We start from the raw sequence: 20,018 nt of genomic DNA on the forward strand, positions 1-20,018 counted from the left end.
CCGGGCACCCGGATCTCCTCGGTGTTCGCGTGCGGGGAACGCGGGGGTGTCCGGTTCGCCGCGGGTCTCCTAGCGTCCGTGGACCATGCAGCGCAGCAGCGAGCGGATCCTCACCACTCACGTCGGCAGCCTCGCCCGGCCCCGTGACCTGCTGGAGGTCATGCGGGAGAAGGAGCACGGCCGGCCCTACGACGCCGACGGCTACACCAAGCGCGTCACGACCGCGGTCGCCGAGGTCGTCGACCGGCAGGTCGACGCCGGCATCGACGTCGTCACCGACGGGGAGATGGGCAAGGTCAGCTTCCTGACCTACGTCAAGGACCGGCTCTCGGGCTTCGCCGCCGACTCCGGCGAGAAGCTGATGCCGCCGTCGTGGCAGGTGGAGATCGACGCGTTCCCCGAGTACTACGCCGGCTACCTGGGCAAGTACACCGAGCAGGTCTCCCCGATGACGACGATGGTCTGCACCGGCCCGATCACCTACGTCGGCCAGGAGCAGCTGGCGACCGACATCGCGAACCTCCGCTCCGCGATCGAGGGCGCCGGGCGGTCGGGCGCCGGGGTCACCGAGGCGTTCCTCCCGTCGACGAGCCCGAGCGGGTTCGGCCGCAACGAGCACTACTCCTCGCACGGGGAGTACCTGCAGGCCGTCGCGGAGGCGTTGCGCGAGGAGTACCTGGGGATCGTCGACGCCGGGTTCCTGCTGCAGGTCGACGACCCGTGGCTGATCGAGTACCTCTCGGAGAACCCGGAGACCACGCCCGAGCAGCGCCGCGCCGACGCCGAGCAGCACGTCGAGATCCTGTCCCACGCGCTGCGCGGCATCCCGCGGGAGAAGATCCGCCTGCACACCTGCTACGGCCTCAACCACGGCCCGCGGGTGCACGACATCGACCTGCGCGACGTCGCCCCGCTGATGCTGAGGATCCCGGCCGGCGCGTACTCCTTCGAGGTCGCCAACCCGCGCCACCAGCACGAGTGGAAGATCTGGCGCGACATCCCGCTCGAGGACGGCCAGATCCTCATCCCCGGCCTGCTCGGCCACGCGACGAACTACGTCGAGCACCCGGAGCTGATCGCCGACCAGATCGAGCAGTACGCCGGGATCGTCGGGCGGGAGAACGTGATCGCCGGGGCCGACTGCGGCTTCTCCTCGCGCGCGAGCTTCTCCCCCGAGGTGCACCCGAGCGTCGTGTGGGAGAAGTTCCGGGCGCTGTCGGAGGGGGCGCGGATCGCGAGCGAACGCCTCTGGTGACCGCACCGCCGTCGTGCGGACCGCACCGCTGCCGGGACGGCGGTGCGGTCACCGCAACGGCGGTGCGGTGCGGCCCGGTCGATGGGGCGGGGGTCAGCGGCGGCCGCGGACCAGGTCGAGCAGGTGGTCCAGGACGGCGGCCCCGTCGGCGCGCAGGGCGTTGTGCTCGTACTCGCTGGTGACCCACGTCCGCAGCCCGCGCACCTGGGCCGCCGTCTCCAGCGAGTACGCGCTCTCCACGTACAGGTCCTCGACGTAGACCGCAGCCGCGGCGGGCACCTCGTTGCCCCCGAGCACCGCGGCGTCGTAGAGCCGGGGCCACGGGTGCGCGGCGAGGAGCTCCGCCGCCTCGGCGAACGGGCGCAGCGCCCCCAGCTCCTCGAACATCCACGGGTAGACGTGCTCGCCGGTCAGCAGCGCGGGGTCGTCGGCGTACTCCGGCGGCATCGTCCGCTGCGCCGACCACTCCGTCGCGTGCCCGTCGGCGTAGCAGGACTCGTGCAGCACCGCGTAGATCGGGTTGCGGGCGAAGCCGATCGACTCGGCGTCGTGCGCGAACGCCGGCGACGTCGGGTCCAGCTCCAGGATCGCGTGCAGGAGCTCGGGGCCGTCGCTGCGGCCCAGCAGGTTGCCGGCCTGACGCAGCCGGGCCGGGGAGAGCCGGTCGCCCGACGCGAGCACCGGCGCGGCGGCCACGGCGGCGAGGAAGCGGTCGCGGTCCTCGGGGTAGCGCGCGTAGTAGCGGCGGTTGCGCTCCAGCACCCGCGCGTAGGTGGCGCGGTAGATCTCGTCGGGATGGCGGCCGATCGGCGGCAGCCCCCCGGTGAACAGCGCCTCCCGCAGCCCCTCGGGCGCCTGCGAGAGGTAGGCGAGCGCGCAGAAGCCGCCGAAGCTCTGCCCCAGTACCGACCACGGGGCGCTGCCCAGGTGCGCGCGCAGCGCCTCGGCGTCGGCGACGATCGCGTCGGCGCGCAAGTACGTCAGGTACGCCGCCTGCTCGGCCGGGGTGCGCCCGACCAGCGTCGCCGGGCCGACGGGCGTCGAGCGGCCGGTGCCGCGCTGGTCGAGCATCAGGACGCGGAAGTCGGCCAGGGCCCGGTCCAGCCAGCCCGGTGACGGGGGCCGGCGCGTGGGTCGCGGGCCCTCGAACCCGGGCCCGCCCTGCAGGTACACCAGATACGGGCGGTCGAGGCCGTCGGGATCGGCGACCTCGCGGGCGAAGACGGTGATCTGCTCGCCGCCGGGTGCGGAGTGGTCGAGCGGCACCGCGATCTCGTGCTCGGTGACCAGGAGTCCGGGGATCCGTCGCGTGACCGCCATCATCGGAGGCTAACGTCGAGATCATGAAGGAGCAGCGACGGTCCCGGAAGATCGCGATGACGCCGGAGGAGGTCGACGCCTTCCTCGCGGAGGAGCGCACAGTCCGCGTCGCCACCAACGGCACGAACGGCCCGCACGCCACCCCGCTCTGGTACGCCTGGCACGGCGGGGCGATGTGGATGACGTCGCTGTCGCGCAGCCAGCGCTGGGCCGACCTCGCCGCGGACCCGCGGATCGCCGCCGTCGTCGACGCCGGGCACGACTACGCCGAGCTGCGCGGGGTCGAGATCCGGGGCCGGGTCGAGGTGGTCGGCGAGGTGCCGCGGACCGGGGAGCCGGTACCCGAGCTGGACGGGCCGGAGCAGGCGTTCGCCGACCGGTACTCCGGCGGCACCATGCACCACGACGGCCGCCACGCCTGGCTGAAGCTGGTACCCGAGAAGATCACCAGCTGGGACTTCCGCAAGATCGGCGGCTGAGACCCGGGAGCGCGGACCCGCGTTCCGCGGAACGCCGTACCCGCCGAGCGGTGCGGCCGCGGGCAGCGGGTGGCACCGTCGTCCGGGCACCGTGCCCGTGCGCAGAACCGGATGGCGGGCGTTCCGCAGGTCAGTCGGCGACCAGGGCGTCCAGCATCGCCCGCAGCGGGGCGCGGTCGCCGTCGAGGTGGGCGGCCCGGGAGGCCGCGACGTTCTCCGCCGGGTCGATCGCCGCCCAGCGGACGGGGTGGCCCGCGGTACGGGCGAGCTGGCCGAGGAAGGCGCGCTGGGTGCGGCCGTTGCCCTCGCGGAACGGGTGCAGCCCGTTGATCTCGCCCAGTAACCGGGCCAGGGCGTCGACGAACGTGTCGCGGTCGAGCCCCTGAAGGCAGCGGTGCCGCGCCAGTTGCCCGAACACGCGCTCGCCCGCCGAGGTCAGGTCACCCGGAGCGCAGAACGCGGCGCCCTTCCCGATCGCGACGGTGCGCAGCTCGCCGGCCCAGTCGTAGACGTCGCCGAAGAGGTGGCGGTGGAAGGCCTGCAGGTGCGGGAGGTCGTAGTGGCCCGGGAGGTCGGCGTGCTCCAGATCGACCAGGCGCGACGCCGAGAAGTCGGACTCCGCCCGGGCCAGCTCCTCGCGGTCGGTGATCCCGAAACGGTTGCGCAGGACCCCGGAGTCGAGGTCGAGGTAGGGGTCCCAGCTCACCGCGTGTAGTGCTCGGTGAGCCGGCTGCGCATCTCGTCGGTGCCGATCCGTCCGACGGCGACCTCGGAGAGCAGCCGGTGACCCAGAGCGCTCGGCTCCAGCCCCTCCGCCCGCACCGACGCCAGCGCCGCCTCCACCGCCTCGCGCCGCTCCGCGCGGTCGCGCAGGTGCTGGTAGTGCGACACCGACATCACGACGGCCTCGGGCTTGCGGTGCGCACCCACGAACACGGGCTCGGCGTCGGGCTCCTGCACCTGCTTCAACGTGGCCGCCAGCCCGGCGCGGAACTCGCGGAACGACAGCACCTGGGGCAGCAGCATGGCCGCAGCGTACCCGGATGCGTACGCATCTCCCAGAGGTGCAGGTCAGGGTGTCCCGGTCACCAGCGGCCACAGGGCCTCGGCGCCCGCCGCGAGGACGGTGGCACCCAGCTCGGCCTGCCACTGCGCGTCGGATCCGTCCTCGTCGCGCCACGCCCAGAGCCGGGTCGTGAGCAGCCGCAGGTCGTGCTCGCGGGTGAAGCCGATCGCCCCGTGGACCTGGTGGGCGATCCGCGCGACCTCGCCCGCCGCCTCCCCGGTGCGCGCCTTCGCGGCGGCCACGGCGAACGCGGTGGACGGTGCGCCGAACCCGTCGCGGTCGGCGGTGGCGGCCGCCGCGGACGCCGCGGCACCCGACGCCGCCACCTCCGACGCGGCCAGCGCGAGCTGCTGCTGCACGGCCTGGAACTTGCCGATCGGGCGACCGAACTGCACCCGCTCCCCCGCGTACCGCACGGTCCGGGCCAGCGCCCCGCGGGCGGCCCCGGCGAGCAACTGGGCCCGCCCGAGCGCGGCGCGCAGCCGGAACTCGGCGGCCGCACCCGGCGCGAGATCGGCCCGGGCCGCGACGACCTCGGGCCGGGTCACCGTGTCGCGGGGCTCCTCGGCGAGGTTCGCCCCCGCGGTGATCTCCAGCCCGTCGACGGTCAGGAGCAGCACCTCCGACGGCGTCAGCACGACGATCCCGGCCACCTCCCGCGCCCACGCGACGCGGGTGAGGGTGTCGCCGTCGGCGGCCACCGCCGTGAGCGGGCCGTCGGGCACCGCGATGCCGTGGGAGTGCAGCAGCCAGCCGGCCAGCAGGTCGGTCTCGACGAGCGGCACGCGCGCGGCGTGCGCCCCGGTGGCCTGCAGCACCTCTGCCGCGTCGGCGAACGAGGCCCCGCTCCCCCCGGCCGCCTCGGCCAGCGTGAGCCGGGCGAGCCCGGTCTCCTCCAGCGCCCTCCAGAGCGCGGCGTCGAGGTCGGTGCCCGTGGACGACGAACCGGAGAGCACGGACTCGGCGAGCTCGAGTACCTCGGACATCTGCCCGGAACCCATCAGCGCAGCCCCATCCCGCGCGCGACGATCCCGCGCAGCACCTCGTTGGTCCCGCCCCGCAGCGTGAAGCCAGGGGCGTGCAGAACGGCGTCGGCGAGCAGCCGGGCGAACCCGGACTCCGCACCGGGGTCCGGTGGGATCGCCACCAGCGTGCGCGCCGCGTCGACGATCTCGTTCTCGAACCGCGTACCCAGGTCCTTGACGACGGCGGCGGCCAGCTCCGGCGCCTCGCCGGACTCCAGCGACCCGGCCACGGCCAGCGACATCCGCCGCAGCGTCCACAGCCGCGACACGATCCGGCCGACCTCGCGCTCGGTGCCCGACACCCCCGTCAGCTCACCGAGCAGCGCGGTGAGCAGCGGGAACGTCGAGAGGAACCGCTCCGGGCCGCTGCGCTCGAACGCGAGCTCCCCCGTGACCTGGGCCCAGCCGCCGCCCAGTTCCCCGAGCACCTGCGCGTCGGGGATGAACACGCGGTCGAACACGACCTCGTTGAAGTGGTGCGCCCCGGTGAGCAGCGGGATGGGGCGGATCTGCACACCCGGGGAGTCGAGGTCGACGATGAACTGCGAGAGCCCGGCGTGCCGGTTCGCGTCGTCCTTCGGAGCGGAGCGGGCGAGGGCGAAGAACGCGTGCGCGTGGTGCGCGCCGGACGTCCACACCTTCGTGCCGGTCAGCTCCCACCCGCCGTCGACCTGCACCGCCTTCGTCCGGACGGCGGCGAGGTCGGAGCCGGCGTCGGGCTCGCTCATCCCGATACCGAAGTAGCACTCCCCCGCGGCGATCCGGGGCAGGTAGCGCCGCCGCTGCTCCTCGGTGCCGAACCGCATGAGCGTGGGCCCGATCTGGCGGTCGGCGACCCAGTGCGCGGCGACGGGGGCGCCCGCGGCGAGCAGTTCCTCGGTGACGACGTAGCGGTCCAACGCACCGAGTCCGTGCCCGCCGTACTCGACGGGGATCGTCATGCCGAGCCAGCCGCGCCTGCCCAGCTCCCTGGTGAACCGCTCGTCCCAGCCGGAGAGCCAGACGTCGGCGCGCGGGCTCCAGGCTCCGGCGGCGCGCTCCTCGGCGAGGAACGCCCGGACCTCGGCCCGCAGCGCGGCGGCGCGGGGCGGCAGCTCGGTGGGGGGTGGGACCAGCGCCGGCAACCGGCTCAACGTGGACGTCACGCATCCATCCTGCGCCATCCCCCCGCGATCGCAGCATGGCCACCTTCACGCAAGCAGATGGCAGGAAGGTGGCCATGCTGCGACGGCGGCGGGGCTGCGTCCGGTGTACCCGGATGGCAGCATCGCGGCCATGACGAATCCGACCGACGAAGCCCGGGTGCTCGACGCCGTCCCCACCGGCCTGTTCATCGGCGGGTCCTGGCGTCCGGCCGCGTCCGGCGCCACCCTGCCCGTCGACGACCCGGCCACGGGGAAGACGCTGGTCGAGGTGTCCGACGCGGGCCCCGAGGACGGGATGGAGGCCCTCGCGGCCGCGTCCGCGGCCCAGGCGTCGTTCGCCGCGATGGCGCCGCGGGCGCGCGGGGAGATCCTGCGCCGCGCCTACGAGCTGCTCATGGAGCGGATCGACGACCTCGCGCTGCTCATGACCCTGGAGATGGGCAAGCCGCTGGCCGAGGCGAAGGGCGAGATCACCTACGCCGCGGAGTTCTTCCGCTGGTTCGGCGAGGAGGCCGTGCGCATCGACGGCGGCTACGCGGTCGCCCCCGCCGGCAACAGCCGGTTCCTGGTGATGAAGCAGCCGGTCGGCGTGTGCCTGTTCATCACCCCGTGGAACTTCCCGATGGCGATGGGCACCCGCAAGATCGGGCCCGCGATCGCGGCCGGCTGCGCGATGGTGATCAAGCCCTCGGAGCTGACTCCGCTCTCGATGCACGCGCTCGCCGCGATCCTGGTCGAGGCCGGCCTGCCCGACGGCGTGCTCAACGTCGTCACCACGTCGAAAGCGGGCGCGGTGATGGAGCCCCTGATCCGCGACGGCCGCGCGCGCAAGCTGTCGTTCACCGGCTCCACCGCGGTGGGCAAGAAGCTCCTGGAGCAGGCGTCGGAGAAGGTGCTGCGGACGTCGATGGAGCTCGGCGGCAACGCCCCGCTGATCGTGTTCGACGACGCCGACCTCGACAAGGCCGTCGAGGGCGCGATGGCCGCGAAGATGCGCAACATGGGCGAGGCGTGCACCGCGGCCAACCGGTTCCTGGTGCACCGCTCGGTCGCCGACGCCTTCGCCGACAAGCTCGCCGCCCGCATGGGCGCGCTCGTCGTCGGCCGCGGCACCGAGGACGGCGTGCAGGTCGGCCCGCTGGTCAACGCGCGGGGCCGCGAGAAGGTCGTGACGCTGGTGCAGGACGCCCTCGACAAGGGGGCCACGGTGAAGATCGGCGCCGTCCCTGGTGACGGGCCGGGGCACTTCTACCCGCCCACCGTCCTCACCGGCGTCCCCCTGGAGGCGCGGCTCACCCACGAGGAGATCTTCGGGCCGGTCGCCGCCATCACCGTGTTCGACGGGGAGGACGAGGCCGTCGCTGCGGCCAACGACACCGAGTTCGGGCTGGTCAGCTACCTGTTCACGGAGAACCTGACGCGCGCGCTCCGCGTCAGCGAGCGACTGGAGGCCGGGATGATCGGGCTCAACACCGGTCTCGTCTCCAACCCGGCCGCTCCGTTCGGCGGCATCAAGCAGTCCGGCCTGGGCCGGGAGGGCGGCACCGTCGGCATCGACGAGTTCCTGGAGACCAAGTACGTCGGGATCGCCTTCGGGGGCTGACCCTGACCTTTAGTCGCACAGCTTTTGCGACTGCGGGTAGCACGCGCCTAGCCTGGGCCGATCACCCGGACGGGTGTCCGGGACGCGAGGAGGCGCCACGTGGTTCTCGCCATGCACATGAGTGACGGGCTGGTCAGCCCGCCCACGGCCCTGCTGTTCGGGGTGATCGCCGCGATCGGCCTCGCGATCGCGGCGACCCGGGCCCGCAGCGACCTCGACGACCGCACGGCCCCGATGGCCGGCCTGGTCACGGCGTTCGTGTTCGCCGTCCAGATGATCAACTTCCCGATCCTGCCGGGCGCGTCGGGGCACCTGCTCGGCGGCGCACTCGTCGCGATCCTGGTCGGCCCGTGGGTCGGATCGATGTGCATCGCGATCGTGCTCGTCGTGCAGGCGGTCCTGTTCGCCGACGGCGGGCTGACGGCGCTGGGCACCAACATCACGAACATGGCCCTGGTCGGGGTGTTCACCGGCTACCTCGTGGCACTGGCGCTGCGCCGCTTCGCCGTCCGCAGCCGGGCCGGGCTGCTGGCCACGGCGTTCGTCGCGGCACTGCTCAACACGGTCGTCGCGGCACTCGCCTTCGTCGGCGAGTACGCCATCGGCGGCGCCGGGGGTGCCTCGCTCGGCACCGTGTTCACCCTGATGGTGGCCTTCCACGTGCTCATCGGCATCGGTGAGGGCGTGATCACCGCGGCCACCGTCGGCGCCGTCGCCTCCGTCCGGCCCGATCTCGTCCACCTGCTCCGCACCGCACCCGCCGCCACCGAGAAGAGCCTGTCGTGAGCACCCCGACCCGGTCCCGGACCCGCTTCTACGTCGGGTTCCTGCTCGTCGCGCTTCTGATCGCGGGCGGGCTGTCCTACTTCGCCAGCTCCGACCCCGACGGCCTCGACAGCGTCACACTCTCCGGCTGCACCCTGGACGGCGCGGGCGAGCCGGTGGGCGGCACGTGCATCGCGCAGAACGCAGAGGACCACCACCTCTCCGACAGCCCGCTGGCCGACTACGCGATCGGCGGGAGCGAGGGCAGCGTCGGAGCGGCCGGGATCATCGGGGTGATCGTCACCCTCGTCGTCGCCGGGGGCCTGTTCTGGGTCCTGCGCAAGCGCAGCCCGAAATAGTGGGCGCCGGACATTCCCATCCGCTGTACCTGGTCGGAAACTCGCCGGTGCACCGGCTCCCCGCCGAGGTCAAGATCGTCGCGGCGTTCCTGGGCGTCGTCTGCGTGGTGGTCACCCCGCGCGAGGCGTTCGCGGTGTTCGGTGGCTACCTGGTACTGCTCGCCGGGGTGTGGGCGGTCGCCCGGATCCCGATCGGCTGGATCGCGGTGCGCTCGCTGATCGAGGCACCCTTCGTCGTGCTGGCGGTGCTGCTGCCGTTCACCGGCCCGGCACCGTTCGTCGAGTTCGTCGGGCTGACGCTGTCGGAGCCCGGTCTGCTCGGGGCGTGGAACATCCTGGTCAAGGGCACGCTCGGCGTCCTGACCTCGCTCACGCTCGCCGCCACCACACCCCTGCGCGACCTGCTGCTGGGCCTGCAGCGGTTGCGGGCGCCGGCGCTGGTCGTCACGATCGCCACCCTCATGCTCCGCTACGTCGACGTCATCGCCGGGGAGGCCCGCCGTATGCGCCTGGCCCGCATCTCCCGCGGCCACGACCCCCGCTTCCTGTGGCAGGTCGGGGCCACCGCCCGTGGGGTCGGAGCGCTGTTCATCCGGTCCTACGAGCGCGGCGAGCGCGTCCACCTCGCGATGCTGTCGCGCGGCTGGGCCGGTGAGATGCCCCGGCTCTCCGACACCGTCACCACCCGCCGCAACTGGCTGGTCGGCCTGTCCCCCGTCGTCGTCGCCGCCGCACTGGCCGTCACCGGGCTGGTGACCGCGTGACCCGCGCAGGGACGACCCGCGCAGGGACGACGTCGCTCGCCGTGTCCGGGCTGGCCTTCTCCTACCCCGACGGGCACCGGGCCCTGCACGGCGTCGACCTGCACATCGGACGCGGCGAGCGCGTCGCTCTGCTCGGCCCGAACGGCGCGGGCAAGACCACGCTCGTGCTCCACCTGAACGGGATCCTCACCGCCGGGGCCGGCAGCGTCGCCGTCGGCGGGCTCCCGGTCGTCAAGGAGAACCTCCGGGAGATCCGGCGCCGCGTCGGCATCGTCTTCCAGGACCCCGACGACCAGCTGTTCATGCCCACCGTCGGCGAGGACGTGGCGTTCGGCCCGGCCAACTTCGGCGTCACCGGCGACGCGCTGCGCGTCCGGGTGCGCACGGCGCTGGAGCGCGTCGGGATGGCCGAGCACGCCGACCGCTCCCCGCTGCACCTCTCGGGAGGTCAGCGGCGCCGCGTCGCGCTGGCCACCGTGCTGGCCTGCGAGCCGGAGATCCTCGTCCTCGACGAGCCGTCGTCCAACCTCGACCCCACGGCCCGGCGCGAGCTGGCCGAGGTGCTGCTCGACCTCGACGTCACGATGCTGATGGTCACCCACGACCTGCCCTACGCCCTGCAGCTGTGCCCGCGCAGCGTGGTGCTCGACGACGGTGCGGTCGTGGCCGACGGGCCCACCCGCGAGCTCCTCGCCGACCCGGGGATGCTGGCGCGGCACCGCCTGGAGCTGCCGTTCGGGTTCAGCCTGACGTGACCCGGGTGGCGAGCAGGACCGTGAGGTACCCCTCGCCGAACCGCCCCGGCACGGACGGGTCCATCGGGCGCAGCTCCTCGACGCAGAATCCGTCGGAGCACAGTGCGCGGAGCTGCCCGTCGGAGAAGCCGAGCCCGCCGCCCAGGGTGCGCCGCTGGTAGACCTCCGCGTCGGTGAGCCCGCTGCCGCCGTCGGGGCCGAAGCAGACCAGCCCGAACCGCCCACCCGGCGCCAGCGCACGCCGCACCAGGTCGAGGTACTGCGGGCGGCGGTGCGGCGCGACGTGGTGGAGGCACCCGGAGTCGTAGACGAGGTCGTAGGCGCCCGGCTCCACCACGAGGTCGAACAGGGAGCGGTGGTGCGACGTCACCACGACGCCGGCCGCCGCGGCCCGTTCCCGCGCCCAGCCCAGGGCCTGCGCGGAGAGGTCGACCGCGTCGACGTCCCAGCCGTGCGCGGCCAGGAACACGGCGTTGCGACCGTGCCCGCAGCCCAGCTCCAACGCCCGCCCCGGCTGCAGCAGGCCCTGCTCGACCCACCCGGCGAGGTTCTCGTCGGGATCGTCCACGAGGAAGGGGCACGCTCGCGGGCGGTCGGCGAACAGGGCGTCCCACCGCTCGACGCCCCCTCGGTCGATCAGGAGGGCGTCGAGGAGATCGAGCAGGTCGTCCGGTGTGCGGACGCGCGTCACGACTCCGGCGGCGGGGACGGGTAGCCGGGACGGGCCGGGGCGTCGTGGTCGACCCGCGGGATCCCTCGCGGCGGGGTGGGCAGGGAGCTCTCCCGCTCGGCCCCGCCGTTCGACGTGATGCGCGCGGGCGGCGGCAGGTGCGGGGCGATCGGCGCCGGATCGGGCACCCGGGGCCGCTCGACGGCTCCGAGCGCGGGCACCTCCTTGCGTGCCTCGGCCTCCGCGTCGGCGACGACCTTCGCGATCTCCGGGTTGGTGGAGGTGTCGAACCAGTGCTTCATCGACTCCTCGTCGTCCTGGGGACGGGTCGTGGTGGCGGTGTCCTCCAGCTCCGACGGGGTGAACTTGAAGACGCCGTCCTCGCCGGGCGCGCCGAGCATGCGGGTGAAGCCCTCCAGCGCCTTGCCGAAGTCGGTGGGCACCATCCAGACCTTGTTGGCCCCGCCCTGTGCCATCTCCGGGAGCGTCTCGAGGTACTTGTAGGCGAGCAGCTCCGGCGTCGGGCGGCCGGCCTTGATCGCGGCGAACACCTTCTCGATGGCCGCCGCCTCGCCCTGGGCCTCCAGGTACCGTGCGGCCCGCTCACCCTGCGCCCGCAGGATCGCCGACTGGCGCTCCGCCTCGGCCTCCATGATCGCCGCCTGTTTGGCGCCCTCGGCCATGAGGATCTGACTCTGCTTCTGACCCTCCGCGCTGCGGATCGCCGACTCCCGCTGGCCCTCGGCCGTGAGGATCATGGCCCGCTTCTCGCGGTCGGCCTTCATCTGCCGCTCCATCGACTCCTGGATGGAGGCGGGCGGGTCGATCGCCTTGATCTCGACGCGGCCGACGCGGATGCCCCAGCGGCCGGTGGCGTCGTCGAGCTCGCCGCGCAGCACGGTGTTGATCTCGTCGCGCGAGGTGAGCGTGCCCTCCAGGCTCATCCCGCCGACGACGTTGCGCAGCGTGGTGGTGGTGATCTGCTCGACGCCGAGGATGTAGTCGGAGATCTCGTAGACCGCGGCCTTGGGGTCGGTCACGGTGTAGTAGACGACGGTGTCGATGTTGACCGTCAGGTTGTCCTGGGTGATCACGGGCTGCGGTGGGAACGACACCACCTGTTCGCGCAGGTCGATGCGCTCACGCACCTTGTCGACGAACGGCACCAGGAACACCAGCCCGGGGTCGGCCGTGCCCTTGAACCGGCCGAGCCGCTCGATCACCGCGGCCGTGGCCTGCGGGATGATCTGCACCGCCTTGATCACGGAGACGACGACGAGTGCCAGGAACAGCAACCCGACGATCAACAGGGGATCCATGTCCGCCCTCTCATCGCCCCGTCAGGGGCGGTTGGTCCTGCCCGACCACCACTGCGGTGGCTCCGGTGATCTCGACGACCAGTACGGACCGGCCCTCGTCGATCACGTCGTCCTCGTGCACCGGCCGGGCCGACCACACCTCGCCACCGATCTTGACGCGGCCGCCGTCGGCGTCGACCCGGGAGACCACGACGGCCTCGCGGCCCTCTAGCGCCCGGTGGTGCATCCGGGAGTCCTCGATCTGGTGCTCCAGCCGGCGTCGGAGCGCCGGGCGCACCGCGAAGACGAGCAGCGGCGCCACGATGCCGAAGGCGATCACACCCGCGATCGGGCCGCCGACCAGGAACGTCACGCCGGCCGCGGCGAGCGCGCCACCGCCGAGCATCAGGAGCACGAACTCCCCGGACAACACCTCGGCCGCGATCAGCGCAAGGCCCACGATGAGCCAGATCAGGGCCGGGGTCACACCGTCGATCCTGCCAGAGATCCGGTTCCCGAGGTGGAAGACGATCTTCCGTGTCGACGAACCGTGATCAGCCCGTCACGAAATCGATGAGCTGCTCGACGGCTCCGATCAGCGGGGTCTCCAGGTCGCGGAAGTTCTTGACCGAGCCGAGCACGCGTCGGGCGCCGTCGGCGGGCTCGCCCCAGCGCAGCGCGTCGCAGACCCCGGTCTTCCAGTCGGTGCCGCGCGGCACCTGCGGCCACGCGCGGATGCCGACGACGGAGGGCTTCACGGCCTCCCACACGTCGACGTAGGGGTGGCCGGCGACGAGCACGTGCGGGCCCGCCACGGAGTGCGCGGCGCGGGTCTCCTTCGACCCGGTGACGAGGTGGTCGACCAGGATGCCGAGGCGACGGTTCGGGCCGGGCTGGAACTCGGCGACGGCCGCGGCGAGGTCGTCCATGCCGTGCATCGGCTCGACGACGACCCCCTCGACGCGCAGGTCGTGCCCCCACACCGTCTCGACCAGCGCGGCGTCGTGGATGCCCTCCACCCAGATCCGGGCGGCACGCGCCGTGCGCGCCTTGTGGTTCGTCACCGCGACCGAGCCCGACGCCGAGCGCAGCGGCCCCGCCGGCGCCTTCTTCGGGACGACGAGCGTCGACGTCACGCCCTCCACGAGGAACGCGGCGGGCCGCAGCGGGAAGATCCGCCGCTTCCCGTGCCGGTCCTCCAGCGTCACCTCGCGGACGTTCACGGTGACGACCGCTCCGCAGAACCCGTCGTGGTCCTCCACGACGAGACCCGGCTCGGCGGGGACGTCGGGGACCACCCTGCGCACGACGGTGCGGGTGCCGTCGGATCCGAAGGCACCGCGGTAGTCGTGGCTTCGCGTCATGGGCGCCAGTTCTACCGGCGCAGCGCGACGCGCGGACGCTCCGACACGCACCCATCCGGTGACCTGCAGTGACGGCGAGTGCGCACGGTCACCCGTGCGGCAGGCGTGCGACCCCATGGGGTTGCTCGCTAACCTGGCCCCCGTGCCCCGTGCCTCCGCGACCTTCACCGTGTGGGCGTCGGCCTGGTTGGCCGGCGCCGCAGCGCCCGACGACGTGCTCGACGCGCTCGGGCCGTGGGCGCTCGCGCACGACGTGCAGGCCGCCGACGCCGAGACCGCGGCGCTCACCGACCTGCCCCCGCCCGGCTCACCCGTCTCGTCGCTGGCGTTCCTGCTCGCCACGCTGCGCCGCGCCTCCCCGCGCGGCCCGGCCCGGTTGGTGCTGCCCGTCCCCGGCGACGTCCGCGGCCTGCCGGGCCCCGGCGCGTTCAGCCGCGAGGCGACGTCGGCGGGCGAGGGCGTGTTGTTCGTCGACGCCGGGCTGGGTGTCGTCCCCACGACCATCGCCGAGAACGTCGTGCGCTGGACGGTCTACCCGGTGCCCGAGGCCGGTCCGCCGGTGGAGTTCGTGGCGCTGAACCAGGCCGAGCGCGACCTGCGCGAGCAGGTGCGGCAGTCGGCGTCGGTCCTCACCTCGCTCGGCGTGGCCCGGCACCGCCCCGGCGTGCGCGAGGAGATCGCCGCCGCGTTGCGCGCCCGGCCCGAGTCGATGTGGCCCGCCGGGATGCCCGGGCAGGCACTGCGGGTGCTGCAGCACGCCGACGAGGTGGAGGCGATCCTCGCCGCCGCGCAGGTCGACGAGCCCGGCGGCGCACTGTCCGCCTCTGCCGCGGAGGCCCGCCGGGAGGCGTTGCGCCCCATCGAGACCGCGGTGCGGGTGGCCCGGCGCGCGGCGGTGGCCGAGGCCGTCCGGGTGCTCGCCGCCAGTCCGCTCGTCTGACCCCGCACGGGCCGTTCGGCCCGCGCGCCGATGAGTTCCGGGTGCCCCGGCCGTCCTACCCGTATGAGCACCCACGCCCTGCCCCCCGTCGTCGACGCCGAGACCTGGCAGCGCGAGCTCGACGCGCTGCGCGCCCGGGAGAAGGCCGCGACCCGTGAGCTCGACGCGATCGCCGCACAGCGCCGCCACCTACCGATGGTCGAGCTGCCCGACTACACGCTCGACGGCGAGGACGGGCCGATCCCCCTGGCCGAGGTCTTCGACGGGGCGAGCCAGCTGATCGTCTACCACCACATGTGGTCCCCCGGCGAGGAGTGGCAGTGCGGGGGGTGCACCGGGTTCACCGCCCAGTTCACGCGCCTGGACGTCCTGCGCAACTACGACGCGCGGTTCGTCGTCGTCACCCAGGGCCCGATCGACGAGGCGCTGGCCTACCGGCGGCGGGTCGGCAACGCGATGACCTGGTACTCGACGGCGAACAGCCCGTTCGGGGCCGACGTCGGGGCGCCGGCTGGCGGCGGTTTCGCCGTCAACGTCCTCCTCCGCGACGGCGACCGGGTCTTCCGCACCTGGCACACCGACGGCCGGGGCACCGAGCAGCTCAGCCACACCTTCCCGCTGATCGACCTGCTGCCCTACGGCCGCCAGGAGGTCTGGCAGGACTCCCCCGACGGCTGGCCGCAGGAGCAGGCCTACAGCCGCTGGCTCGACTCGCCCGACGTCGCCGCTCTGTACGGGCCGTCACCGACCGCACCATGACCGCGGCGACGGACGACGAGCAGCGCTTCACCACGCTCGTCGAACGCCACCGCCGGGAGCTGCAGGTCCCCGACCCCGACGACGGGCCCGACGTCGTCGCGGTGGCGCGGGAGACGATCGAGCTGGCGTACCTCGCCGCGGTCCAGCACCTGCCCCCGCGGCAGCGGGCGGTCCTGCTGCTGCGCGACGTGCTGGGCTGGCGGGCGGCGGAGGCCGCGCAGGTCCTCGAGGTCTCCGTCGCCGCGGCCAACAGCGCGCTGCAGCGGGCGCGCGCCACGATGCGGGAGCACCTGCCCGAGCGCCGCGCGGAGTGGACCGCCCCCACCGAGGACGAGCGGGCCCTGCTCAAGCGGTACATCGCGAAGAACGAGGACCCCGACGTCGACGCGCTGGCCGCCCTGCTCGCCGAGCACGCGCGGCAGACGATGCCGCCGATGCCCCTGGTCACCGAGGGCCGCGCTGCGATCGTGGCCGCGTGGACGCCGGTGCTGGTGGGCCCGCAGGCGTGGGGCGAGTGGCGGTGCCTGCCGGTGGAGGTCAACCGGCAGGTCGCACTGGCCTGCTACCTGCGGCCCGCGCGCGAGATGGTGCTCCTCGACGACGTCCGGGTCGTGCCCGGGCCGCACTTCGAGGCGTGCGCGCTCGACGTCCTGCGGATCGAGGACGGTCTCGTCACCGAGGTCACCACGTTCGGGCGCGGGGTCTTCGCCTCCCTCGGCCTGCCCGAGCGGCTCTGACGTGGACCTGCCCTTCCTGAGCGGCCCGCTGCCCGCGGCGTTCCGGCGGCGCACCGTCGTCGTCGACCCGGGCGGTTCCCGCCCCTACGACAGCGACGAGTGGCACGACGAGCTCGTCGTCGTGGAGCACGGCCGGCTCGACCTGGAGTGCCGGGGCGGCGGCGTCCGGAGTTTCCCGACCGGCGCGGTCGTGTGCCTCGACCACCTCGGCCTGCGCACCCTGCACAACCGGGGTTCCGACCCCACCGTCCTGGTCGCCGTGTCCCGGCGGCCCGACCACCTCCGGAGAATCATGGAACCCCGCATCGTCGAACTCCCCGAGCGCCCCTACCTGGGGATCCGCCGCACCTGCACCCCCACCACGATGAACGTCGTCGCCGACCGCATCCCCGCGATCATCGGGCACCTGCTGGCCGGCGGCGGGGCGGTCGCGGGTGCCCCCTTCCTGCGCTACCGCGTGCTCGACGGCTCCGGGTCGATGGAGGTGGACGCGTGCGTCCCGTCCGGTGACCTCGGCCTCGCCGACGGCGAGATCGAAGCGGGTTCGCTCCCGGTCGGCCGCTACGCCGTGGTGCTGCACCGCGGTCACCCCGACGGCCTGCTCGAGGTGACCGACCGGCTCCTGCGCTGGGCGGAGCGCGACGGCCACGCGTGGGACATGACGGTCACCGACGGCGCCGAGCACTGGGCGGCCCGCACGGAGCACTTCCTCACCGACCCCCGCGAACAGCCCGACCTGGACCGGTGGGAGTCCGAACTGGCCTTCCGCCTGGCCGACTGACCGCCACCGGGGCAGGGCCACGGGCGGCACCGGGGCACGGCCGCGGAGTGCACCGGGGGCAGACGCAGCCTGCGGCGGGCCCGGCAGGATCAGCGTCATGGAACCGGGGCGGGTTCCGGCGCGCAGCCCGTCCCGGGACGCTGATCCCGGCGGTGGTCCCAGGCCCTGCCGGTCGAGCGAGCAGCCCGGTCGACCTCTCCGGACGGCGGGCCGACATCGGCGGTCATGGGGTGTCGCGGGGAGCCGTGAGGAGGTCACGGAGCTCCGCCGTGTGGCGGGATCGGGTGTCGGCGAGCTCGGCCCGGAGCCGGTCGAGCTCCGCGTCGGCCCGCTCCCGCAGCGCCCGCTCCCCCTCCGCCCGCTCGACCGCCGTGAGCAGCTCCCGCTCGACGCGTTCGCGGGCCGCCCGGTCCTGGGCCGCCATCCCGCCCGCGTCCACGGACTGCCGCTCCGCGCGGCCCTGCGCCGCGACCGCGGCCGCCGTCGCGTCGATGGCGCGACCGAGGTCGGCGCGGGCCGCCTCCGCCGTGGCCTCGGCGCGGCGCTGCTCGCGACGCGCGGCGTCACGCTCGGTGCGGGCGGACTCCCCGAGCGCCTGCCACTCCGCCGCGCGGGCCCGTGCCGCGTCCGCCTCCGCCGCCGACCGCTCGGCCCGGGCCTCCGCCACCTCGCGCTGCGCCCGGTCCCGCTCGGCGCGCTCCTCGGCCGCGGTCCGGTCGGAGACCGCGCGCTCCGCGGTCTCCCGGGCCGCACCGAGCGCCTCGGTGGCCTCCAGCGCCTGCCGGGCGGCCGATCCGGCCCGCTCGGTCGCCTCCGCCCGTTCCTTCCCCGCCCGCTCCGCCGACTCGGCGGCCCGCCGCGCCCGGGCGACGGCCTCGTCGCGCGCCTCCTCCGCCGCCACCCGCAGCCGCTCCGCGTCGGCGACGCGGGCGTTCGCGGACCCGACGGCGTCGACGGCGTCGCGCTGCACCTCGTCGAGCCGCCGGAGCACGGCGTCGAGCGCGGCCCCCAGCTCACCGACCGGCCCGCGGACGGCGTCGACGTGCTCGCGCAACCGGTCTGCGTCGAGACCGAAGGCGGTGCCCCCCGAGTCGAGGCCGAGTGCCCCGAGCGCCTCGCGCTCGGCGCGGGCCATCTGTGCGCACGTGCGGCCTCCACGATCACCGGCCGACTCCCAGCGGGTGTCGCGGCAGAACGAGCGGCGGCGCCCGCCCTGCGGTCCGGGGGCGGGCAGTTCCGCGCGGCAGCGGCTGTATCCGCAGCGTGTGGCCTCGTCGATCATCCGATGATCGTATCTAACGAACTCACTAGCCGGAAACCAGTTGCGAGAACCGAACTAACAACCAGCGAAACGGATGTTTCGCAGGGAGTATGGTGGGCGCCGTGAGTTCCGACGCCCTGGCCGTCCTCGAATCCGTGGACCGCACCCCCACGAGCGACTGGCCGGGAGTCGCCGACCCCGACGCACTGCGGTCCCAGCTGCTCGACTGGCTCAGCCAGTACGCCAACCCCGGCACCCGCCGCACCTACGCCTATGCCCTCGGCCTGCCCGTCGCGTGGGTCGACCCCGCCGCTCCCCTGACCACGAAGCGCCGCCGCCCGCCGCCCGCCGGGCCCGGCCCCCTGCACGACCTCGCCTGGTTCCGCTGGTGCGCGCGTCGCGGCCTCGACCCCCGCGCGGCCACCACCGGCGACGTGAAGGCCTGGCTGCACGCCCTCGACGCCGCCGGGGCACAGCGCCGCACCCGGCAGCGGATGCTCTCCACCGTCTCCGCGTTCTGCGCGCACCTCGCCGAGACCGGGGTGATCGCGGCCAACCCCGCCGCCGTCAACCGCTCCCGGCTCGGCCTGTCCACCGGCTCCCGCGACGCCTCACCGACCGTCCGGCTCACCGCCGCGCAGGTCCGGGCCCTGCTGGCGAGCGCGTCGACCCTGCACCGCAACACGCTGCAGTCCCGGCGCGCGGTCGCGTTCGTCGCCCTGCTCACGCTCGGGCTGCGGATCTCCGAGCTCGTCGGGCTCGACCGCGGCGACCTCTACCGCACCGGCGGGGACGAGGTGCTCCGCGTGCGCGGCAAGGGCGGGCTGCACCGCGAGGTCTACCTTCCCGCCCCGGTCCGCGCCGCGCTCGCCGCCTACCTGGCCGAACGCGACCGCGTCACCGGCGACGCCCTGCCCGCACCCCGGGGCCGCACCCGCGGTGGCGGCACCCCGATGATCGCCACCCGCACCGGAGGGCGCTGCTCGCGCGTCGACCTCGGCGCCCAGCTGCGCCGCATCGCCGAGCGGGCCGGCCCCGAGCTCGACGGCGTCGCCGACCGCGTCCACCCGCACGCCCTGCGCCACGCCTACGTCACGATCGCGCTGGAGAACGGCGCACCGATCCAGCACGTGCAGGCCGACGTCGGGCACGCCTCGATCGCCACCACCCAGCACTACGACCGCGGCCTGCGCACCCGCGACAGCAGCGCCGCCGACATCGTGGCGGCCGCGACCGCCCTACCCTGACGCCGTGGAACCTCCCGAGCGCTTCGTACTGCGGCCGATCGGGCGGGTCGAGTCCCCGCTCACCGACCGGGCCGCCGCGCCCAGGCAGGGGCACGAGGGGTCGCCGGACGCCGTCGTCGTGCTCGACGACGACGTCGCCGAGGCCGCCCGCGACCTCGTCGTCGGAGCCGACGCCATCGTCCTGACCTGGCTCGACCGCGCCGACCGCGGCGTGCTCCTCACCCGCCCCCGCGACGACCCCGCGCGCCCGCCCACCGGGGTGTTCTCCACGCGCTCCCCGGACCGGCCGAACCCCGTCGGGCTGCACCGAGTCCGGATCCGCTCAATCGACGGCACCCGCATCGGCGTGGCCGACCTGGAGGCCCTCGACGGCACCCCGGTGATCGACGTCAAGGCGGTGCTCGACCTCCCCGGCGACCACTGAT

23 protein-coding genes are annotated in these 20,018 nt (G+C 74.2%); 13 read left to right on the forward strand and 10 right to left on the reverse strand.

Translation table 11 applies throughout. The features are described 5' to 3' along the window. Positions 1 to 85: 85 nt before the first annotated feature. Positions 86 to 1,255 carry a cobalamin-independent methionine synthase II family protein gene (locus I4I81_RS08105; RefSeq protein WP_218602530.1) on the forward strand — a complete coding sequence of 390 codons (1,170 nt, stop codon included), beginning with the start codon at positions 86 to 88 and terminating at the stop codon, positions 1,253 to 1,255. 93 nt (positions 1,256 to 1,348) lie between these two features. Here the strand turns inward: I4I81_RS08105 and I4I81_RS08110 are convergent, their stop codons facing one another. Beyond that, a complete protein-coding gene (locus I4I81_RS08110) occupies positions 1,349 to 2,575 on the reverse strand; it encodes an alpha/beta fold hydrolase (RefSeq protein ID WP_218602529.1) in 1,227 nt (408 codons plus the stop codon). A gap of 23 nt (positions 2,576 to 2,598) precedes the next feature. Between I4I81_RS08110 and I4I81_RS08115 the strand changes: the two genes are divergently transcribed. Next, positions 2,599 to 3,054, forward strand: a complete 456-nt coding sequence (locus I4I81_RS08115) for a pyridoxamine 5'-phosphate oxidase family protein (protein WP_218602528.1) — start codon at positions 2,599 to 2,601, stop codon at positions 3,052 to 3,054. Positions 3,055 to 3,184: 130 nt separating this feature from the next. Here I4I81_RS08115 and I4I81_RS08120 read toward each other — a convergent pair whose 3' ends face one another. From I4I81_RS08120 to I4I81_RS08135, 4 genes are read right to left on the reverse strand one after another with little or no spacing between them, the layout of a single operon-like run. After that, complete coding sequence (locus tag I4I81_RS08120; protein WP_218602527.1) at positions 3,185 to 3,760, reverse strand: Fic/DOC family protein; 576 nt, start codon at positions 3,758 to 3,760, stop codon at positions 3,185 to 3,187. Beyond that, positions 3,757 to 4,080: an antitoxin VbhA family protein gene (locus I4I81_RS08125; RefSeq protein ID WP_218602526.1), complete on the reverse strand. Its 324-nt coding sequence runs from the start codon at positions 4,078 to 4,080 to the stop codon at positions 3,757 to 3,759. Before I4I81_RS08125 ends, I4I81_RS08120 begins: the two co-directional genes overlap by 4 nt. A 45-nt stretch (positions 4,081 to 4,125) precedes the next feature. Continuing rightward, entirely contained in the window at positions 4,126 to 5,106 is a 981-nt protein-coding gene (locus tag I4I81_RS08130; protein ID WP_218602525.1) for an acyl-CoA dehydrogenase family protein, read from the reverse strand. Between the two features lie 14 nt (positions 5,107 to 5,120). Beyond that, positions 5,121 to 6,290 carry an acyl-CoA dehydrogenase family protein gene (locus I4I81_RS08135; RefSeq protein WP_226363818.1) on the reverse strand — a complete coding sequence of 390 codons (1,170 nt, stop codon included), beginning with the start codon at positions 6,288 to 6,290 and terminating at the stop codon, positions 5,121 to 5,123. Positions 6,291 to 6,420: 130 nt separating this feature from the next. On the opposite strand from I4I81_RS08135, the gene I4I81_RS08140 reads away from it, so the two are divergent. From I4I81_RS08140 to I4I81_RS08160, 5 genes are all read left to right on the forward strand, one after another. Continuing rightward, positions 6,421 to 7,893: an NAD-dependent succinate-semialdehyde dehydrogenase gene (locus I4I81_RS08140; RefSeq protein WP_218602523.1), complete on the forward strand. Its 1,473-nt coding sequence runs from the start codon at positions 6,421 to 6,423 to the stop codon at positions 7,891 to 7,893. A 117-nt stretch (positions 7,894 to 8,010) separates the two neighbouring features. Continuing rightward, positions 8,011 to 8,679 carry an energy-coupling factor ABC transporter permease gene (locus tag I4I81_RS08145; RefSeq protein ID WP_226363819.1) on the forward strand — a complete coding sequence of 223 codons (669 nt, stop codon included), beginning with the start codon at positions 8,011 to 8,013 and terminating at the stop codon, positions 8,677 to 8,679. Next, positions 8,676 to 9,017, forward strand: a complete 342-nt coding sequence (locus tag I4I81_RS08150) for a PDGLE domain-containing protein (protein WP_218602522.1) — start codon at positions 8,676 to 8,678, stop codon at positions 9,015 to 9,017. Before I4I81_RS08145 ends, I4I81_RS08150 begins: the two co-directional genes overlap by 4 nt. Beyond that, the gene (gene cbiQ, locus I4I81_RS08155) at positions 9,017 to 9,781 is read left to right on the forward strand and encodes a cobalt ECF transporter T component CbiQ (protein WP_218602521.1); all 765 of its coding nucleotides are present in this window, start codon (positions 9,017 to 9,019) and stop codon (positions 9,779 to 9,781) included. Before I4I81_RS08150 ends, cbiQ begins: the two co-directional genes overlap by 1 nt. Then, positions 9,778 to 10,536: an energy-coupling factor ABC transporter ATP-binding protein gene (locus I4I81_RS08160; RefSeq protein ID WP_218602520.1), complete on the forward strand. Its 759-nt coding sequence runs from the start codon at positions 9,778 to 9,780 to the stop codon at positions 10,534 to 10,536. Before cbiQ ends, I4I81_RS08160 begins: the two co-directional genes overlap by 4 nt. On the opposite strand, the gene I4I81_RS08165 is transcribed toward I4I81_RS08160, so the two are convergent. The 4 genes from I4I81_RS08165 to I4I81_RS08180 form a co-directional block, all read right to left on the reverse strand. Next, positions 10,523 to 11,227: an SAM-dependent methyltransferase gene (locus tag I4I81_RS08165; RefSeq protein WP_218615931.1), complete on the reverse strand. Its 705-nt coding sequence runs from the start codon at positions 11,225 to 11,227 to the stop codon at positions 10,523 to 10,525. The genes I4I81_RS08160 and I4I81_RS08165 overlap by 14 nt on opposite strands. After that, a complete protein-coding gene (locus I4I81_RS08170) occupies positions 11,224 to 12,525 on the reverse strand; it encodes an SPFH domain-containing protein (RefSeq protein ID WP_218615932.1) in 1,302 nt (433 codons plus the stop codon). The genes I4I81_RS08165 and I4I81_RS08170 overlap by 4 nt, the downstream gene beginning before the upstream one ends. 10 nt (positions 12,526 to 12,535) lie before the next feature. Beyond that, positions 12,536 to 12,991, reverse strand: a complete 456-nt coding sequence (locus tag I4I81_RS08175; protein ID WP_218605062.1) for an NfeD family protein — start codon at positions 12,989 to 12,991, stop codon at positions 12,536 to 12,538. Between the two features lie 67 nt (positions 12,992 to 13,058). Next, positions 13,059 to 13,868: a DUF3097 domain-containing protein gene (locus tag I4I81_RS08180; protein ID WP_218605061.1), complete on the reverse strand. Its 810-nt coding sequence runs from the start codon at positions 13,866 to 13,868 to the stop codon at positions 13,059 to 13,061. Between the two features lie 142 nt (positions 13,869 to 14,010). Between I4I81_RS08180 and I4I81_RS08185 the strand changes: the two genes are divergently transcribed. From I4I81_RS08185 to I4I81_RS08200, 4 genes are all read left to right on the forward strand, one after another. Beyond that, positions 14,011 to 14,808: an Rv1486c family protein gene (locus I4I81_RS08185; protein ID WP_218605060.1), complete on the forward strand. Its 798-nt coding sequence runs from the start codon at positions 14,011 to 14,013 to the stop codon at positions 14,806 to 14,808. A gap of 63 nt (positions 14,809 to 14,871) precedes the next feature. After that, positions 14,872 to 15,567, forward strand: a complete 696-nt coding sequence (locus I4I81_RS08190) for a DUF899 domain-containing protein (protein ID WP_218605059.1) — start codon at positions 14,872 to 14,874, stop codon at positions 15,565 to 15,567. Next, entirely contained in the window at positions 15,564 to 16,304 is a 741-nt protein-coding gene (locus I4I81_RS08195) for a sigma factor-like helix-turn-helix DNA-binding protein (protein ID WP_218605058.1), read from the forward strand. Before I4I81_RS08190 ends, I4I81_RS08195 begins: the two co-directional genes overlap by 4 nt. Position 16,305: 1 nt before the next feature. Then, positions 16,306 to 17,085 (forward strand): GyrI-like domain-containing protein, encoded by a 780-nt coding sequence (locus I4I81_RS08200; protein ID WP_218605057.1) that lies wholly within the window; start codon positions 16,306 to 16,308, stop codon positions 17,083 to 17,085. A 223-nt stretch (positions 17,086 to 17,308) separates the two neighbouring features. On the opposite strand, the gene I4I81_RS08205 is transcribed toward I4I81_RS08200, so the two are convergent. Continuing rightward, a complete protein-coding gene (locus I4I81_RS08205) occupies positions 17,309 to 18,367 on the reverse strand; it encodes a coiled-coil domain-containing protein (RefSeq protein ID WP_218605056.1) in 1,059 nt (352 codons plus the stop codon). Between the two features lie 101 nt (positions 18,368 to 18,468). Between I4I81_RS08205 and I4I81_RS08210 the strand changes: the two genes are divergently transcribed. Together I4I81_RS08210 and tsaA are read left to right on the forward strand one after the other, a co-directional pair. Then, the gene (locus I4I81_RS08210; RefSeq protein ID WP_226363820.1) at positions 18,469 to 19,593 is read left to right on the forward strand and encodes a tyrosine-type recombinase/integrase; all 1,125 of its coding nucleotides are present in this window, start codon (positions 18,469 to 18,471) and stop codon (positions 19,591 to 19,593) included. 4 nt (positions 19,594 to 19,597) lie between these two features. Then, positions 19,598 to 20,017, forward strand: a complete 420-nt coding sequence (tsaA, locus tag I4I81_RS08215; RefSeq protein ID WP_226363821.1) for a tRNA (N6-threonylcarbamoyladenosine(37)-N6)-methyltransferase TrmO — start codon at positions 19,598 to 19,600, stop codon at positions 20,015 to 20,017. The last annotated feature ends 1 nt before the right edge of the window (position 20,018 follow it).

It is taken from the genome of Pseudonocardia abyssalis (assembly GCF_019263705.2).
GTDB lineage: Bacteria > Actinomycetota > Actinomycetes > Mycobacteriales > Pseudonocardiaceae > Pseudonocardia > Pseudonocardia abyssalis.

Coding starts and splice junctions, on each gene's coding strand:
- I4I81_RS08140 (WP_218602523.1), top strand. CDS start 6,421: ATGACGAATCCGACCGACGAAGCCCGGGTGCTCGACGCCGTCCCCACC.
- I4I81_RS08105 (WP_218602530.1), top strand. CDS start 86: ATGCAGCGCAGCAGCGAGCGGATCCTCACCACTCACGTCGGCAGCCTC.
- I4I81_RS08190 (WP_218605059.1), top strand. CDS start 14,872: ATGAGCACCCACGCCCTGCCCCCCGTCGTCGACGCCGAGACCTGGCAG.
- I4I81_RS08145 (WP_226363819.1), top strand. CDS start 8,011: ATGAGTGACGGGCTGGTCAGCCCGCCCACGGCCCTGCTGTTCGGGGTG.
- I4I81_RS08195 (WP_218605058.1), top strand. CDS start 15,564: ATGACCGCGGCGACGGACGACGAGCAGCGCTTCACCACGCTCGTCGAA.
- I4I81_RS08125 (WP_218602526.1), bottom strand. CDS start 4,080: ATGCTGCTGCCCCAGGTGCTGTCGTTCCGCGAGTTCCGCGCCGGGCTG.
- I4I81_RS08110 (WP_218602529.1), bottom strand. CDS start 2,575: ATGGCGGTCACGCGACGGATCCCCGGACTCCTGGTCACCGAGCACGAG.
- I4I81_RS08180 (WP_218605061.1), bottom strand. CDS start 13,868: ATGACGCGAAGCCACGACTACCGCGGTGCCTTCGGATCCGACGGCACC.
- I4I81_RS08130 (WP_218602525.1), bottom strand. CDS start 5,106: ATGTCCGAGGTACTCGAGCTCGCCGAGTCCGTGCTCTCCGGTTCGTCG.
- I4I81_RS08205 (WP_218605056.1), bottom strand. CDS start 18,367: ATGATCGACGAGGCCACACGCTGCGGATACAGCCGCTGCCGCGCGGAA.
- I4I81_RS08115 (WP_218602528.1), top strand. CDS start 2,599: ATGAAGGAGCAGCGACGGTCCCGGAAGATCGCGATGACGCCGGAGGAG.
- I4I81_RS08170 (WP_218615932.1), bottom strand. CDS start 12,525: ATGGATCCCCTGTTGATCGTCGGGTTGCTGTTCCTGGCACTCGTCGTC.